Annotated in this window: 14 protein-coding genes and 1 pseudogene; 13 read left to right on the forward strand and 2 right to left on the reverse strand. The window is 54.4% G+C overall.

Annotated elements, in window-relative coordinates; all coding sequences use genetic code 11:
- The first annotated feature begins 19 nt into the window (after positions 1 to 19).
- From iolE to JCM25354_RS22095, 11 genes are all read left to right on the forward strand, one after another.
- Complete coding sequence (gene iolE, locus JCM25354_RS03690) at positions 20 to 919, forward strand: myo-inosose-2 dehydratase (RefSeq protein WP_025885003.1); 900 nt, start codon at positions 20 to 22, stop codon at positions 917 to 919.
- The gene (gene iolB, locus JCM25354_RS03695; protein WP_025885004.1) at positions 916 to 1,716 is read left to right on the forward strand and encodes a 5-deoxy-glucuronate isomerase; all 801 of its coding nucleotides are present in this window, start codon (positions 916 to 918) and stop codon (positions 1,714 to 1,716) included. Before iolE ends, iolB begins: the two co-directional genes overlap by 4 nt.
- A 24-nt stretch (positions 1,717 to 1,740) precedes the next feature.
- A complete protein-coding gene (locus JCM25354_RS03700; protein ID WP_025885005.1) occupies positions 1,741 to 2,754 on the forward strand; it encodes a Gfo/Idh/MocA family protein in 1,014 nt (337 codons plus the stop codon).
- Positions 2,755 to 2,925: 171 nt separating this feature from the next.
- Complete coding sequence (locus tag JCM25354_RS03705; protein ID WP_243443873.1) at positions 2,926 to 4,392, forward strand: sugar porter family MFS transporter; 1,467 nt, start codon at positions 2,926 to 2,928, stop codon at positions 4,390 to 4,392.
- Between the two features lie 16 nt (positions 4,393 to 4,408).
- A complete protein-coding gene (locus JCM25354_RS03710) occupies positions 4,409 to 5,530 on the forward strand; it encodes a Gfo/Idh/MocA family protein (protein WP_025885007.1) in 1,122 nt (373 codons plus the stop codon).
- A gap of 57 nt (positions 5,531 to 5,587) precedes the next feature.
- Positions 5,588 to 5,977, forward strand: coding sequence for a tautomerase family protein (locus JCM25354_RS03715; protein ID WP_025885008.1), 390 nt, complete (start codon positions 5,588 to 5,590; stop codon positions 5,975 to 5,977).
- Positions 5,978 to 6,079: 102 nt separating this feature from the next.
- On the forward strand, positions 6,080 to 6,916 hold the full coding sequence (locus tag JCM25354_RS03720) for a TIM barrel protein (protein WP_025885009.1): 837 nt from the start codon (positions 6,080 to 6,082) through the stop codon (positions 6,914 to 6,916).
- Between the two features lie 338 nt (positions 6,917 to 7,254).
- Complete coding sequence (locus JCM25354_RS16410) at positions 7,255 to 7,791, forward strand: sigma-70 family RNA polymerase sigma factor (RefSeq protein ID WP_159103438.1); 537 nt, start codon at positions 7,255 to 7,257, stop codon at positions 7,789 to 7,791.
- The gene (locus JCM25354_RS03730; RefSeq protein ID WP_025885010.1) at positions 7,770 to 8,267 is read left to right on the forward strand and encodes a hypothetical protein; all 498 of its coding nucleotides are present in this window, start codon (positions 7,770 to 7,772) and stop codon (positions 8,265 to 8,267) included. Before JCM25354_RS16410 ends, JCM25354_RS03730 begins: the two co-directional genes overlap by 22 nt.
- A gap of 1,193 nt (positions 8,268 to 9,460) precedes the next feature.
- Positions 9,461 to 10,633: a catalase gene (locus JCM25354_RS16415; protein ID WP_279379538.1), complete on the forward strand. Its 1,173-nt coding sequence runs from the start codon at positions 9,461 to 9,463 to the stop codon at positions 10,631 to 10,633.
- On the forward strand, positions 10,633 to 10,794 hold the full coding sequence (locus tag JCM25354_RS22095) for a catalase-related domain-containing protein (protein WP_243443885.1): 162 nt from the start codon (positions 10,633 to 10,635) through the stop codon (positions 10,792 to 10,794). Before JCM25354_RS16415 ends, JCM25354_RS22095 begins: the two co-directional genes overlap by 1 nt.
- Positions 10,795 to 10,902: 108 nt before the next feature.
- On the opposite strand, the pseudogene JCM25354_RS23295 reads toward JCM25354_RS22095, so the two are convergent.
- Positions 10,903 to 12,275: pseudogene (locus JCM25354_RS23295) on the reverse strand (tyrosine-protein phosphatase).
- Positions 12,276 to 12,290: 15 nt separating this feature from the next.
- Between JCM25354_RS23295 and JCM25354_RS03755 the strand changes: the two are divergent.
- Together JCM25354_RS03755 and JCM25354_RS03760 are read left to right on the forward strand one after the other, a co-directional pair.
- Entirely contained in the window at positions 12,291 to 12,998 is a 708-nt protein-coding gene (locus JCM25354_RS03755) for a helix-turn-helix transcriptional regulator (protein ID WP_025885013.1), read from the forward strand.
- A 54-nt stretch (positions 12,999 to 13,052) separates the two neighbouring features.
- Positions 13,053 to 13,421 carry a VOC family protein gene (locus JCM25354_RS03760; protein ID WP_025885014.1) on the forward strand — a complete coding sequence of 123 codons (369 nt, stop codon included), beginning with the start codon at positions 13,053 to 13,055 and terminating at the stop codon, positions 13,419 to 13,421.
- A 10-nt stretch (positions 13,422 to 13,431) separates the two neighbouring features.
- Here the strand turns inward: JCM25354_RS03760 and JCM25354_RS03765 are convergent, their stop codons facing one another.
- Positions 13,432 to 14,472: a LacI family DNA-binding transcriptional regulator gene (locus tag JCM25354_RS03765; RefSeq protein ID WP_025885015.1), complete on the reverse strand. Its 1,041-nt coding sequence runs from the start codon at positions 14,470 to 14,472 to the stop codon at positions 13,432 to 13,434.
- Positions 14,473 to 14,516: the final 44 nt, after the last annotated feature.

Raw genomic sequence — 14,516 nt, forward strand, 5'->3', positions numbered from 1 at the left:
ACGGGGCAAGGAGATGAGTATGACGATCAAGATCGGCGCCAATCCTATCATCTGGTCCAATGATGACATGCAGTCGGTTGGTGCCTCCACGACACTTGAAATGTGTCTGGCACAGGCCAAGAAGGCCGGAATCCAGGGTATGGAGCTGGGGCATAAATTCCCCCAGACCGTTTCCGGGATGAAAGCGGCACTCGATCCGTTCGGACTTGAATTCATTTCCGGCTGGTGGTCGACTGAATTGCTGACCCGTACGGCAGAGGAAGAAATTGCAGCCCTCAGACCACGCCTTGAACTGCTCAAGGGCATGGGATGCAAAGTCTGCATCGCCGCAGAAACCTCGAATGCCATTCACGGCCAGATCGACACGCCGCTTTCTGCACGTCCTTATCTGGCTGCAGGTGAGTGGCAGGAATTTGCCCGCCGAATGACGGTCGTGGCTGATTTTCTGGCCGATCACGGTATTGATCTTGTTTATCATCATCACATGGGCACGGTCGTTCAGTCGCGCGAGGATATCGGACGCTTCATGGATCTGACCGGTCCTTCGGTAAAATTGCTGCTCGATACGGGACATGCACTCTGGGGTGGGTCTGATCCGGCTGAGCTGGCTCGTTCCTACCGGGATCGCATCCGCCATGTGCATGGCAAGGATATCCGTCCGTTCAAGCGCGCCCAGGCCGATGTGTATGACTGGAGCTTCCTGCGCAGTGTCCTGTCTGGCGTCTTTACCGTGCCGGGCGACGGATGCATTGATTATGCCCGCGTGATGCGTGAACTGCCTGATTATTCCGGCTGGATTGTGCTTGAGGCCGAACAGGATCCGGAAATTGCCAATCCGCTTGTGTATGCGCGCATGGGGCGCAATTATCTTGTCGATACGTTGATCGCAACGGGCCATATCACGGGAGCTTCATCATGAGCTCCAAACTTCTGGTGCATTCACACAAGCCGGACGAGAAAAAATGTACCGTCTCTGTTACGCCGCAATCGGCGGGATGGGGCTATATTGATTTCAATGTCAGATCTCTTGCGGCGGGCGAGCAGATTGCTGATCGTACGGGACCGAACGAAACCTGTCTCGTACTTGTGAGCGGCAAGGCGCGTATCATCGGTGCCGGCCAGGATTTCGGGGTGCTGGGTGAACGTATGGACCCGTTCAGTGGCGCGCCCTGGTCAGTCTATCTTCCTTCAGGTGCCGAATGGCGCGTAGAGGCTGAAACTGCCGTAGAGCTGGCCGTTTGCGGATCGCCTGCCAAAGGGAAATATCCCGCCCGCGTCATTCCGCCTCAGGATGTTGGCGAACTGACACGCGGCACAGGCACCAATCAGCGCTTCGTTCGCAATATCCTGCCGGATACGGCAGAGGCGGAAACCCTGCTTGTGGTGGAGGTCATCACGCCGGGTGGTCACTGGTCCAGCTATCCACCGCACAAGCACGATACGGATGATTTTCCCAACGAGACCTATCTCGAGGAAACCTATTACCACCGCCTGAAGCGGGGCAGCGGTTTTGCACTGCAACGTGTCTACACGAAAGACGGCTCTCTGGACGAAGCTATGGCCGTTGCGGATCGTGACGTTGTGCTGGTGCCCAAGGGCTATCACCCGGTCGGCGCGCCGCATGGTTTTGACCTCTATTATCTCAATGTGATGGCAGGGCCGCGCCGGGTGTGGAAATTCACCATGGATCCTGACCAGGCCTTTCTTCCCTACTGATCCGGAAAAGCGGAGTTCAGAGACATGACTCTCAAGATTGGTGTTATCGGCACGGGTGCCATTGGTGAAGACCATATCCGGCGCTGCATGCAGGCACTCTCGGGTGCCGAGATCGTTGCCGTGACAGATGTAAATCTAGACCGGGCGCGTGAAGTGGCTGAAAAATATGCTCCGCGCGCCAAGGTGCCGGCTGACGGTGAAGCCCTGATTGCATTGCCGGAAGTCGAGGCTGTGATTGTGACCTCATGGGGTGGTACCCATGCGCGTTACGTGCTCGAGGCTATCCGGCACAGGAAATATGTCTTCTGTGAGAAGCCTCTGGCGACCACGGCTGAAGACTGCCTGAAAATTGTCGAGGCGGAAGCGGCTCATGGCAAGCGCCTGGTACAGGTCGGATTCATGCGCCCCTATGATTCAGGTTATCGCGCGCTCAAGGCTCTGATCGACAAGGGCGAGATTGGCGAAGTGCTGATGATTCATGCAGCACATCGCAATCAGCGCGTCGGAGCCAATTACAAGACTGATATGGGCATCACCGACACGCTCGTCCATGAGCTGGATGTGTTCCGCTGGATGCTGGGCGATGACTATGTGAGCGCTCAGGTCATTTTCCCGCGGCGTAGCGGCAAGGCCATGGAGCATATGCGTGACCCGCAGATCGTTCTGCTGGAAACGAAAAAGGGAATCCGTATCGATGTCGAAATATTTGTAAACTGCCAGTATGGCTATGACATCAAATGTGCGGTTGTCGGTGAGCTGGGTGAAGCCAGTCTGCCTATGCCCCCGGCTGTCGAGTTGCGTAAATCGGCAGCTCTTTCGACTGAGATCATGACCGACTGGAAAGAGCGATTTATTGCTGCCTATGACGTCGAGGTTCAGGATTTCATCAATGGCGTCAAGGCTGGTGCGCTGAACGGCGCTACTTCCTGGGATGGATATTGCGCTTCCGTCGCTGCCGATGCCTGTGTCAGGGCCCAGGAAACTGGCCAGATCGAGAAAATCGAGATGACGCCCCGTCCTGCACTTTATGGGGGCTGAGTTTCACAAAGCGGGAAGGAGAAGCCGCTACAGAGAGAGCCGTAAGGATCTGCCATGCTATCGGGACGGGGATGATGGCAGCGTGGAGCGTACCGGATCCGTAACGGCTGTCTGAATCTATTTAATGAAGGTCTCGCCCGGCGATGAAGCGCCGGGAAAGGAGAATATTCCATGAGAAAAGTAAAAGACGTCGTCATGGTGCAATCAGAACGCCATGATGTGGGCTATGTGCTTCGCATCTGTGCAATTGCGGCTCTGGGCGGAATCCTTTTTGGTTATGACACTTCGGTAATTTCCGGTGCGATTTCGCCCCTGCAGGAATATTTCCATCTTTCTCCGGCCCAGACGGGCTGGGCTGTCTCGAACGTGGTGATCGGCTGCATGGTCGGTGCCATGATTTCCGGCACCATGGCAGATCGTCTTGGCCGGCGTATGACTTTGTTCATTTGTGCGGTTCTGTTCAGTGTCCAGTCGATCGGTACGGCTCTTGCAACCGATTTTACCTGGTTTGTCATTTATCGCATGCTTGGCGGTATTGCTGTCGGTGTCGCCTCTGCCGTGTCGCCCATGTATATGTCTGAGGTCTCGCCCAAGGACATGCGTGGTCGTGCGCTCAGCATGGAGCAATTTGCGATCGTCTTCGGTCAGGTCGTCGTGTTCATCGTGAACTATCTGATTGCACGTTCGGCCACGCCGGAATGGCTGCTTGATATGGGCTGGCGCTGGATGTTCGGCTCTGAAATCGTGCCATGTATCCTCTTCTGCGCTACGATTTTCTTCATTCCCGAATCTCCGCGCTGGCATGTGCTCAAGGGGCGTCATGATGAGGCGCTGAAGACGCTGACGCGTATTTCCAACGAGAATCATGCGCGTAATCTGCACGCGGAAATCAGGGAGTCTCTTGGTGCAGTGGCAGAGACATCGCTGGGCTTTACAAAGGTGCTTGGCGATGCACGTGCACGCTGGATCATCTTCGTTGGAGCCAGCATTGCGGCTCTTCAGCAGGTCACCGGCATCAATGTGATGATGTATTATGCGCCGATGGTGCTGAAATCGACCAGCGGCAGCCTTCAGGCTGCACTGTTCCAGACAATCTGGATCGGTTTTGCCCTTCTTCTTGGCTGCATCATCGGTGCCTGGATTGTTGATCGTCACGGGCGCAAGCCGCTAATGCTCTGGGGGTCGATTGGTATGATTCTGGGCCTTCTAGTCGTGTCCTGGGGGCTTTACACCCAATCCACCGGGCTGATGGCACTGTCTGGCATGCTTGTCTTCATGCTCATGTTCGGTCTGTCCTGGGGCCCGGTCTGCTGGATCCTGATTTCAGAGATTTTCCCGAACCGTTTCCGTGCCGTTGGCATCAGCCTTGCCGTGACATCACAATGGGGCATGAACTTTGTTGTCAGCCAGTTCTTCCCGATGCTGAGCGAAAACAAATATCTGTCCGAGCAGTTCCACGGTGCCTTCTCGATGTGGCTCTTTGCTATTCTCGGACTGTTTGCGCTGTGGTTCGTGATGAAGTTCGTGCCTGAAACCAAAGGAATTTCGCTCGAGAAAATCGAAGATACGATGATCAATCATCGTACGGCTTCTGCCTCGGCCTCATCGGTTGCGGCCAACTCAACACGACATGTCTAAGACAGGAGCTGACTCCATGAGAAAAACAATCCGTATCGGCCTGATCGGCACCGGGTTCATGGGCAAGGCTCATGCGCTCTCCTACCAGGCAGCAGGAAGCGTATTTGACGATATTGCACGTCCTGTACTCCATGCCGTGGCAGATATCGATGGCGCCCGTGCCGAAATGTTCAAACACCAGTTCGGTTTTGCGAAGGCACTGACCGACTGGCGGAAACTGGTCGAAGACCCTGAGATCGATGTGGTCTCAATTACAACGCCAACGGTGTTTCACAAGGAAATGGCGCTTGCCGCCATTGCCGCCGGCAAACATGTTCATTGCGAAAAACCTCTGGCTATCAGCGCTGCTGATGCGCTTGAGATGACGATTGCGGCTGAGAAAGCAGGCGTACGCACTGCGAGCGGGTTCAATTACATCAAGAACCCTCTTCTGAAATATGCGCGTGAGATGATCGCTGCTGGTGAACTGGGAGAGATCACTGATTTCAACGGGATTCATGCCGAAGGATTTATGGCTGACCCCGAAACCCCCTGGTCATGGCGCTGCGATCCTGCAGGGGGGCAGGGCGCCATTGCCGATGTGGGAAGTCACATCATTGCCATTGCGCGTTTCCTGCTTGGTCCGGTCACGCAGGTTTTTGCCCAGCTGGATACGCCGATCAAGACGCGCCCGGTCAAACCGGGTAGCAGCGAGCGCAAGGAAGTTGGTGTTGACGATATTGCACGCATGATCGTCGGTTTCGAGCGCGGATGCTCTGGCACGCTTCAGGCAAACTGGCTGGCAACCGGGCGTAACATGCAGCTCGGGTTTCAGGTCTCGGGCAGTAAAGGGACGTTGGTCTTTTCCCAAGAGCGCATGAACGAGCTGCATTATTTCAAGGCCGGTGAAGATCCGCGCAGCAATGGTTTTCGTGTCATCGAGTCCGGCCCCCAGCATCAGCCTTACGGAGCGTTCTGTGTGGCGGGTGGGCACCATCTTGGCTTCAATGATCTCAAGACGATCGAAATGGCAGAGTTCATACGCGCCATTGATCAGGGTGTGGCGGCAAGTCCCGATTTCCGTGAGGCATGGGAGGTGCAGCGTCTGATTGATGCTGCCGTCATGTCGCACAAGGACCGAAGCTGGCTCTCTCTCTGAACTCCATCCCTGCCTCGGCCGTATGGCCGGGGCAAGGCCTGACACTAAGGAAAAACCATGCCGCTATTGCATTTTCATGTTGTCGAAGGGCGAAGCGAGGCTGAAATCAAAGCGATGCTCGATGCTGCGCATGAAGCCATGCTCGAAGTATTCGAAGTACCCCGTGGTGACCGCTATCAGATCGTCTCGGAGCACAAGAAGACTCACCTGATTGTCGAGGATACAGGTCTCGATATTCCGAGAACAGACAAGGTTCTTGTGCTGCAGATGTTCAGCAGGCCAAGAGGCGAAGCCAAGAATGCAGCCTTTTATCAACGCCTGACCGAGCGGCTGCAGAAAGAGTGCGGTATTGCGCCTTCGGATGTCATGGTCTCTGTCGTCGAGAATGAGGATGCGCATTGGTCCTTTGGCCATGGTCGTGCCCAGTTCCTGACTGGAGAGCTGTAGAGCATGCCCGATCATTCATGCGTTGTGCTTATCGGAGCGGCTGCGTGTCTCCCCTGAAAGGCATGTGGTCATCCTCCCTTATCTGCCTCTGAAGAGAGCGTCATGAAGCGTGATAAAATTTCTGTCTGTCCGCCAGCATCGTTTCCGCTCGCTGTCTGCGCTGAAATGATCCTGCGCGACCTGCCTTTTCTCGATCGGGTGCGCTATCTGGCAGATAAGGGCTTTCTGGTCGAAATCTGGGACTGGACCCAACATGATATCGGTAAGCTGGCTGCGACGGGTGCACAGTTCTCGTCCATGACAGGATATGTCAGCGGTACGCTGGCTGATGAGTGCGGGGCGCAGGAGATGCTGCGTACGGCAGCTTTGTCGATTCCGGTCGCGAAGGAGCTCGGCATTCCCCGGCTCAATCTACATGGCACGGGTCTGGGGGAGGGCGGTCTGCCGGTTTTATCCTGCCCGGCGGGTCCCGATGGCGGTATGTGGATGAAAGCACGTGACACGCTCTGCCGCCTTGCCGATCTCGGCGCAGCGCATGATGTCACCTTCGTTCTGGAAAATCTCAATGCTGCCGTAGACCATCCTGGTGTGCCATTCGGTCGCGCTGAGGCATGTCTGGCGTTGGTTCAGGCCGTCGATCACCCTGCTTTGCGCCTGATGCTTGATCTGTACCATGCGCAAATTGGCGAGGGAAATCTGATCGCCCTGCTCAAGAAAGCAATGCCTTTTATTGGTGAGATACAGGTGGCGGATGTACCAGGGCGCTGTGAGCCCGGGACAGGCGAAATCAATTATCCTGCAATTGCACGGGCACTGGACCGGTTTGGCTATACTGGTGTGATCGGTCTTGAGGCATGGGCCGAAGAGGGTGACAGTACGCGTGCGTTGCAGCGTTTTGTCGCCGCCTTTACCCTTGAAAAGGTTCAGACAGAGCACTGACTGAACCATCTGGGTTTGAAAGACGGTCTATCGTTTTTGCGAATCTGTCTCAATCCGGAAGGCTTGGCCGTTCTTCTGCTCGAAAAGACAGTTAGATGTTGATTGTCTATTCAACTTTTCGTTATGCCCCGTCATAATGTCGGCCAGTTCACGTGGCGGCGACGTATCAGCTGCGGGATGCGGCGTCTTGGCTCAAGATGAGTGCGAGATAAAGCATCCGCCATATGCAGGTGAAAATGACGATTTCGGTTTTGACGACAGCGGCAACGCAGAACGCAGGAAACTTCTGAATGAGCAGGCAGGCAGAGTGCTATGCCGCAGCATCAGATGAAGAGCTGATGGAATGGTCGGGCCAGGGAGATCAGAATGCGTTCAGCCACATCGTGTCGCGTCACGGCAAATACGTTGTCAGAGTAGCCGCACGTATCGTAGGCAATGTCGAGTCTGCAGAAGAAATCTCACAAGAGCTCTTCATTAAAATCTGGAAAAACGCTGAGTCCTATATAAGTTCACGTTCAAAATTCTCTACGTGGCTATATCGTATATTGCTCAACACCTGCATAGATTTTGTACGAAAAAGAAAATGTGAGGCTTTGCCTGATGCGTTCGATTTCATTGATGAGGCTGAAAACCCTGAAGAGCAGGTATCTCGTAAGGAGTGGGAAGCCATGTTAGCCGTAGCCGTTGACCGGATTCCTCTGCAACAGAGAGAGGCAATCGCACTTGTCTATGGCGAGGAAAAAACAGGAACTGAAGCCGCCCGGCTGATGGGGCTCTCCAGAAAAAAGGTCGAGCGTCTGCTCACATCGGGACGTTCACGCCTCAGAAAAGAAATGTTGGGAATGAGGTCGAAATGGAATCGCAGGTCTTCATGATGGATATTCAGCGCTTCACCTCTCTGGCCGAAGCCTATGGCGGCGATTTCGAGCGCTGGCCCGAACGCGACAGGGCAGCGGCGCAGGCTTTGTACGCAACAAGTATCAAGGCTCAGGAGGTCATAGCCAGCGAACTCAGTCTTGATCGCGATATAGCTTCTGTTCTCAAGATTCGCGACGATGAGGCTGCTTTGACGGGAGCTGCAGAAAGACTCACCCATTCCGTTATGACAACTATCAGACAGATGGAACTGCAACAAAATGCTTCTGGCAACAGACGCACGCGCTTATGGCGACGTCTTAACGCTACGTATGGGCGCATCGCCGAACGTTTTGACTGGCGTTTTGCCACGGCGGGTCTGTGTATGCTCTCTGGTGCGGGAGGAATCTGGCTGGGATTCGATACCCCTGACCATCTACTCGATCCTACGACAGCTACCTTGCTGACTGTGGCGCTCAATGGAGGCGGTTTGTGAGTTCTCCGTTCCGAGTGAAAAGGCCTATGCGTGGGATCGTTCTCGTCTCTGTCATGCTCAACGTATTTTTCATTTCTTTCCTGGGCATACGATATCTTCAAAACCGGTCCCCGGTCTGTATCGATCGCAGGATTACGATAAATGGTCTCATCGCGAGCCTACCTCGCGCCGATCGGTCGAAATTCACCAATGTACTGAAACAGGATACTCCCAGATATCGGGCACAACTTCAGAACGTTGGAATGAAACGGGAAGCTCTTGATCGAGCTGTGCTTTCGCCTTCTTTCTCTATCGACTCTGTCCAGAAGAGTTTTGACGAGTGGAAAACCGCCTGGGATGATTTCATATCTGTATTCGGTAGGACGTTTATCACTGCTTCCGAACAGATTTCTCCTGAAGGACGCCGTGCCCTCGTGAACGCATTTCCTAACAAGCCACGGTGCCATTGAGAATCTTTCGTGGTCCTGAAAGAGCGATGTGACTGAGCAGGTGATCCGCTCATAAACCTCCAGAAAGGAGGCAAGACTCTTGCTGGAGCGGGCATGTGCTCCAGTAAGGCTGGGAAAAGGTCTTTTGTGTCTCATGACTGCGTCAATGCAGCTGTTACGCTGATGAACTGAGTATAGAATATTTCTGTTATGGCGCTTTCTGAAATGTGCATAACGGAACCGCACCGAGCTATATTAATTATCGCCATCTTTAATCGTCCATATCAGGATTCTTTATTCTGATACGAAGCAGTTTTTATCTCTGGACAGAAAGAAGCGGCTTTCTGTGTTCACATAAATGAGAGCCTGTTTCTGGGTGTTTCCATTTTTTCTTTGCTTCATGGAAATGAGCGCAGCGCAGCGCTTTATTGGAACGTCCGCGCAGAATGAGCGTTGGTTAATTTGCGTTCATAAGTACATCATATGGATAATTAACAATCAAAAATGATTATCATTCGCAATTGCTAATAGGTTTTGTTTCCGTTTCTTTGGCTTCCGCAATATCTCTCGATAAAGCTCTTCGGGAACCGATGAAGACGTGCGCTCTTATAGTGTCACGCATCTTTATCGGAGAGCTCTGATGTCTGACGAACGTCTCAAAACTGCCACCACCGACGCTGGCGCCCCCGTCGCCAGCACCGACTATTCGCTGAGCGTCGGGCTGATGGCCCGATCCTGCTTCATGATCACTATCTAATCGAGCAGATGGCGACCTTCAATCGTGAGATGATCCCCGATCGTCAGCCTCATGCAAAGGGTGGCGGTGCGTTTGGCCATTTCGAGGTTACGCATGATCTGAGTCGCTATACCAAAGCCAAGTTTCTGCAAAAGGGCGCGAAGACCGAAACCGTTGTGCGCTTCTCGACTGTGGCCGGTGAGTCGGGCAGCCCCGATACCTGGCGTGATCCGCGCGGGTTCTCGGTAAAGTTCTATACCGAAGAAGGCAATTTTGACATGGTGGGCAATAATACGCCCGTCTTCTTCGTGCGTGACCCGATGAAGTTCCAGCACTTCATTCACTCGCAGAAGCGTCGTGCGGATAACGGTTTGCGCGATAATGACATGCAGTGGGATTTCTGGACTCTAAGCCCGGAAACGGCTCACCAGGTTACCTGGCTCATGGGCGATCGCGGTATTCCGGCCAGCTGGCGTCACATGGACGGTTTCTCGAGCCATACCTATATGTGGGTCAATGAGGAAGGCGAACGGTTCTGGGTGAAATATCACTTCAAGACCGATCAGGGCATCAAGTGCCTGACGCAGGATCAGGCTGACAAGCTGGCTGGCAGCGACGCCGATTACCATCGTCGTGACCTGTATGAGGCGATCAAGCGCGGTGAGCACCCGAGCTGGACACTCAAGATGCAGATCATGCCCTACGAAGATGCCAAAACCTATCACATCAATCCGTTCGATCTGACCAAGGTCTGGCCGCAGAGCGAATACCCGTTGATCGAGGTTGGCAAGCTTGTGCTTGACCGGAATCCGACCGATTTCTTCGCCCAGATCGAGCAGGTTGCCTTCGAGCCGAACAACCACGTACCGGGTACGGGCCTTTCTCCCGACAAGATGTTGCTGGCACGTGCCTTTGCCTATGCTGATGCACATCGTGCCCGCCTTGGCGTGAACTACAAGCAGATTCCGGTCAATGCGCCGAAATGTCCGGTTCATTCCTATTCCAAGGGCGGTACCATGCGGTCGCATAATGCGTCCGATCCGGTCTATGTGCCGAACTCGAAGGGTGGCCCGGTAGCTGACGCCCAGCGTTTCCGGAAAATGCGGTCTGGGCTGCTGATGGCGAGTTTGTACGTGCAGCTTATACGTTGCGCCCGGACGACAATGATTTCAGCCAGGCCAATGATCTGGTCAATCGTGTGATGGACGAAGCGGCACGTGAGCGTCTAGTGCAGAATGCGGCCGGTCATATTGCAGGTGGTGTCGAAGAGCCGGTTCTGTCGCGCGTGTTTGAATACTGGTCCAATGTGGACGAAAAGATCGGTCAGCGCATTCGTGATGCGGTTCTCGCCCAGAAAGGCTGAGACCAATCTTTCTCTGCAGGGTAACGGGAAGAGGGAGAGCCACAAGGCTCTCCCTTTTTCGTTGACTGTTTCCGGCTGACTGTCTTTTCACCCAGCGGTTTTCTGCAGTCAGTCCAGATAAAGACTGCGTAACGTTGCCAGCTGCTGAGGCCCCATGCCGAGTTTTTTTGTCAGATAGATATCGACCGAGCCATACTGTTTTCTGATAGCGTCGAACGCAGCCTTCAGATAGGCCGGATCAGATTCCAGAAGAGCGCGCATTGATGGCGAAGCGCCATGGCACCGCCATTCTGGTGATCGGACATCGCGGCTTTGAAGCTTGGCGTCATATGAGCGCGTAGCAAATCGCCACTCATGGCGTAATCCCTGAGGATTGTCTGCTCAGGCACACCAAGTGCGTAGAGAACAAGAGCCGAAGCGAAGCCTGTTCGATCCTTTCCGGCGGTGCAATGTGTCAGTGTCGGCGTCTGATGGGCAAGAAGGCGTGCGAAGAGCGCTTTGAGTTCTGGGGCATAGTAGTCAGGCATTTTTGCATAGAAAGTCTCCATGAGCTCCCTGGCCTGAATATCGCTCATGGTCGCGAGACGCTTCCGGTCTGTCATATCCGAGGGCAGACTCGGTTTTTCAGACGGAAAGAAAGCAGGCGCAGTACCCTGCCATTGTGTAGGCTGCTTTTTCTGTTCAGCCTGCGTACGCAGATCAGTCACGCTCTTGATGCCAAGTGTATCGATAAAGGCATAATCATCCTGGGTCAGGCCGCTCGGGGCGGCCGAGCGGTAGAATTCGCCCCAGCGTACGTGATGGTGGTCGATCGTCTCATAGCCGCCCATATCGCGGAAGTTGGCAACGCCTTCAGTGGGGAGTACCCGATTTGATACCCATAGTCCCGGCGTCCCGTTTTCAGGCTTGATGAAAAAATAGACCCGTCCTTTGCCAGGTAATGGAGAAACCAGCGTGATGGCGTTGTCGCTGATATCTTTTCTGATCAGGGTCATCTGAGCCTGATCAGGTACGGAAGCTGCAAAAAGATCGACTTTTCCGAGGGTTTTGGGCCAGCTCAGCGAATATTCCGGTGCCATGGTCAGCTCTGCCTGTACACTGTCAGACGAGGCAGTCTCGGCCCGACAGGGGCTGAGAGAGGTGATGGCTGTAATCGAGGTGAGAGCCAGAAGCGTTTTTCTCAGAAGCATGATGTGTTTTCTTTCTGCCCTGCATTGCAGGGGCTGCCGGATAGTGAAGGCCCGGACCTGGCAGGTAAAAGTTGCTCTGCCAGACAGTCGGCCCTGAAAAGCTGTTTCAGTCAGAAACGGTAATACAGACAGGTCAGGGAGAAAATGGCTGACAGACAGGCTGAAATATCGGGTAAAAGTACCGGGACCGGAGAATTGCTGCACAATCACGTCATGGATAGTGAAAGTTTTCTTGCAGGATCCGGGCATGTCTTTCGGATAAGACTGATTTCGTTTTCTGTCACGTCTCATCGTCTGGAATAATTCATGTCCCGCTCCACACGGTTGCTTGATCTGCTTCAGTGTCTGCGCGGGTATCGCCACCCGGTCAGCGCGAGAAAACTTGCAGAGACATTTGGCGTCAGTCAGCGCACACTCTATCGTGATATTGCCTCGCTTATGGCGATGGGTGCCCCGATACAGGGTGAGGCCGGGCTTGGTTATGTCCTCGAACCGGGTTTTCTGTTACCGCCTCTGATGTTCACCTGCGAGGAGATCGAAGCTCTGGTTCTGGGGGCGGATTATGTCGCTTCGCGTACGGATCATGCGCTGAGTCAGGCGGCGCAGAGTGCTCTGACACGTATCGCAGCGATTCTGCCTGAAGAGCTGCGTCGCGGAGTGGAATGTGGTGCGCTCATGACGGGACCTCCCGCGTCACGTCCATCTTCGCTTGTCGATCCGTCAGCTCTGCGTCAGGCCATCCGCGACCAGACGGTGATTATCCTAGAGTACAGGGATGCCCGAGGCCAGACCACCCAGCGCGAAATCTGGCCATTTGCCATGGCCTATTTTGAAACTGTCCAGATTCTTGTGGCCTGGTGCTGCATGCGCGCGGAGTACCGCCATTTCCGTCTCGATCGGATCGGGGCCGTGACGCTTACGACCAGACGCTATACCCGTCGCAAGGAGATACTCATGAAAGAATGGCATGAGGTCCGTCTTGCAGAAGCGACGCGCGATACTGACAGAAACTGACGCAAGATCCGTTTATTCAGGCGATGCCTCCAATCAGGGAGGGGAGAAAACATCATGCATGATCAGATACTTATGGTACTCTATGTCCACGACGTCGCAGAGAGCGCCCGGTTTTACAGTGCCTTGCTCGATGGCAAGCCGAGCCATCTTTCCGAAAATTATGCACAGTTTGAGCTGCGCCCTGGCGTTGGTCTGAGTCTTTGGCGTACAGGCGATGTGGTTCCTGCCTGCGAGGGCACAGGGTGTCGCACAGAGCTGGACTTTGTGGTGGAGGATGCCCAACAGGTCGAGAGGCACTATCAGCGTCTCAGGACTCTGGACGTGACGATTCTGCAAGAACCGACCCAGCTTGATTTCGGTTCTTCCCTGCTTGCCTGCGATCCTGATGGTCATCGTCTGCGTATTATCGCGCCACCGGGTTGATCGAGCATGATCAGCTGAGGTTTTCCGGCGTAACAAGGCGAAATTTCGGGGCTTCAAATCCTATAAGGGAGGGGATGATTCCGAGTTTCTGCAAACAGAGATGAAGGGACAGCCCTGCCTGGGTTTCCGGGTTCTGGTCGATTGCATAGGCCATGGTGCCTTCTGTCAGGCAGAGACGTGTGACAGGATTGACCTCGTGGCCCACCCAGCAGAGCTGACGTGTTGTGTGGCGACGCAGAACATCGCCAATACGCAGATTATCGCCACCTGCAGTATAGACGCCTACGAGATCGGGATGATCGATAATGGCCTGATGAAGGAGTCTGGCAGCTTCTTCCGGGTCATCATGATCGAACAGAACCTCGCGAAGGACATGAATGGGTTCTGATCTGGTGGCGAGGTATTCTGAAAATCCGTCAATACGCTCGCGATGATTGGCGTATGCCATGGAATGGCACAGGGCGATCAGTGCACCAGGGCGCTGTACCAGAGTGCGCGTTATGCAAAGGGCCGCCGTACGTCCCGCTGCGTGGTTATCGATACCGACATAGGGGAGATCAGGCAGATTGCGGGTAATCAGCTGGATGATCGGAAGCTCTTTTGCTGCCATGTCGCGCAAGGCGTCCAGAATAGCGGGATGAGCAGGGCAGGCGAGGATCAATGCGGCTCTGCGATGCGGCGCATGGCGTATGCGGGAGACGAAATCAGCGATATCGTTTTCCCTGACGAAGCTGCGATGAATGACAATATCCTTGCCCAGTGAGGCGGCGAGCCGCTCGAAAGCTGTGCTGAGCCGTGTGTAGAAAAGGGTTTCGGGGCGTACCAGCAGCACATCAATACGCAAAACACCCTGATGGAGTGATGGCAGACTCGGAAAATAATCAAGATCGCGGGCCACACTCAATATACGGCGGCAGGTCTCGGGTCGGACGTTCCCGCGGTTATTCAAAGCGCGCTCAACAGTCGCTGTACCTACCCCTGCCAGAGCTGCAATGTCGCGGAGTGTTGCCCGTTTTCGGCGCGGTGTTTCCCCGGTCTGTATTTCGCTCATGATCAGCGTCCTCATCTCCCGTGATGAGATCAGATCATTACGGT

The sequence above is a fragment of the Asaia prunellae JCM 25354 genome, assembly GCF_000613885.1.
GTDB classification, from domain to species: Bacteria; Pseudomonadota; Alphaproteobacteria; order Acetobacterales; family Acetobacteraceae; genus Asaia; species Asaia prunellae.

Excerpts from the sequence above, each read along its gene's own strand:
- iolE (WP_025885003.1), top strand. The coding sequence starts at position 20 with ATGACGATCAAGATCGGCGCCAATCCTATCATCTGGTCCAATGATGAC.
- iolB (WP_025885004.1), top strand. The coding sequence starts at position 916 with ATGAGCTCCAAACTTCTGGTGCATTCACACAAGCCGGACGAGAAAAAA.
- JCM25354_RS03700 (WP_025885005.1), top strand. The coding sequence starts at position 1,741 with ATGACTCTCAAGATTGGTGTTATCGGCACGGGTGCCATTGGTGAAGAC.
- JCM25354_RS03705 (WP_243443873.1), top strand. The coding sequence starts at position 2,926 with ATGAGAAAAGTAAAAGACGTCGTCATGGTGCAATCAGAACGCCATGAT.
- JCM25354_RS03710 (WP_025885007.1), top strand. The coding sequence starts at position 4,409 with ATGAGAAAAACAATCCGTATCGGCCTGATCGGCACCGGGTTCATGGGC.
- JCM25354_RS03715 (WP_025885008.1), top strand. The coding sequence starts at position 5,588 with ATGCCGCTATTGCATTTTCATGTTGTCGAAGGGCGAAGCGAGGCTGAA.
- JCM25354_RS03720 (WP_025885009.1), top strand. The coding sequence starts at position 6,080 with ATGAAGCGTGATAAAATTTCTGTCTGTCCGCCAGCATCGTTTCCGCTC.
- JCM25354_RS16410 (WP_159103438.1), top strand. The coding sequence starts at position 7,255 with ATGGAATGGTCGGGCCAGGGAGATCAGAATGCGTTCAGCCACATCGTG.
- JCM25354_RS03730 (WP_025885010.1), top strand. The coding sequence starts at position 7,770 with ATGGAATCGCAGGTCTTCATGATGGATATTCAGCGCTTCACCTCTCTG.
- JCM25354_RS16415 (WP_279379538.1), top strand. The coding sequence starts at position 9,461 with ATGGCGACCTTCAATCGTGAGATGATCCCCGATCGTCAGCCTCATGCA.
- JCM25354_RS22095 (WP_243443885.1), top strand. The coding sequence starts at position 10,633 with ATGGACGAAGCGGCACGTGAGCGTCTAGTGCAGAATGCGGCCGGTCAT.
- JCM25354_RS03755 (WP_025885013.1), top strand. The coding sequence starts at position 12,291 with ATGTCCCGCTCCACACGGTTGCTTGATCTGCTTCAGTGTCTGCGCGGG.
- JCM25354_RS03760 (WP_025885014.1), top strand. The coding sequence starts at position 13,053 with ATGCATGATCAGATACTTATGGTACTCTATGTCCACGACGTCGCAGAG.
- JCM25354_RS03765 (WP_025885015.1), bottom strand. The coding sequence starts at position 14,472 with ATGAGCGAAATACAGACCGGGGAAACACCGCGCCGAAAACGGGCAACA.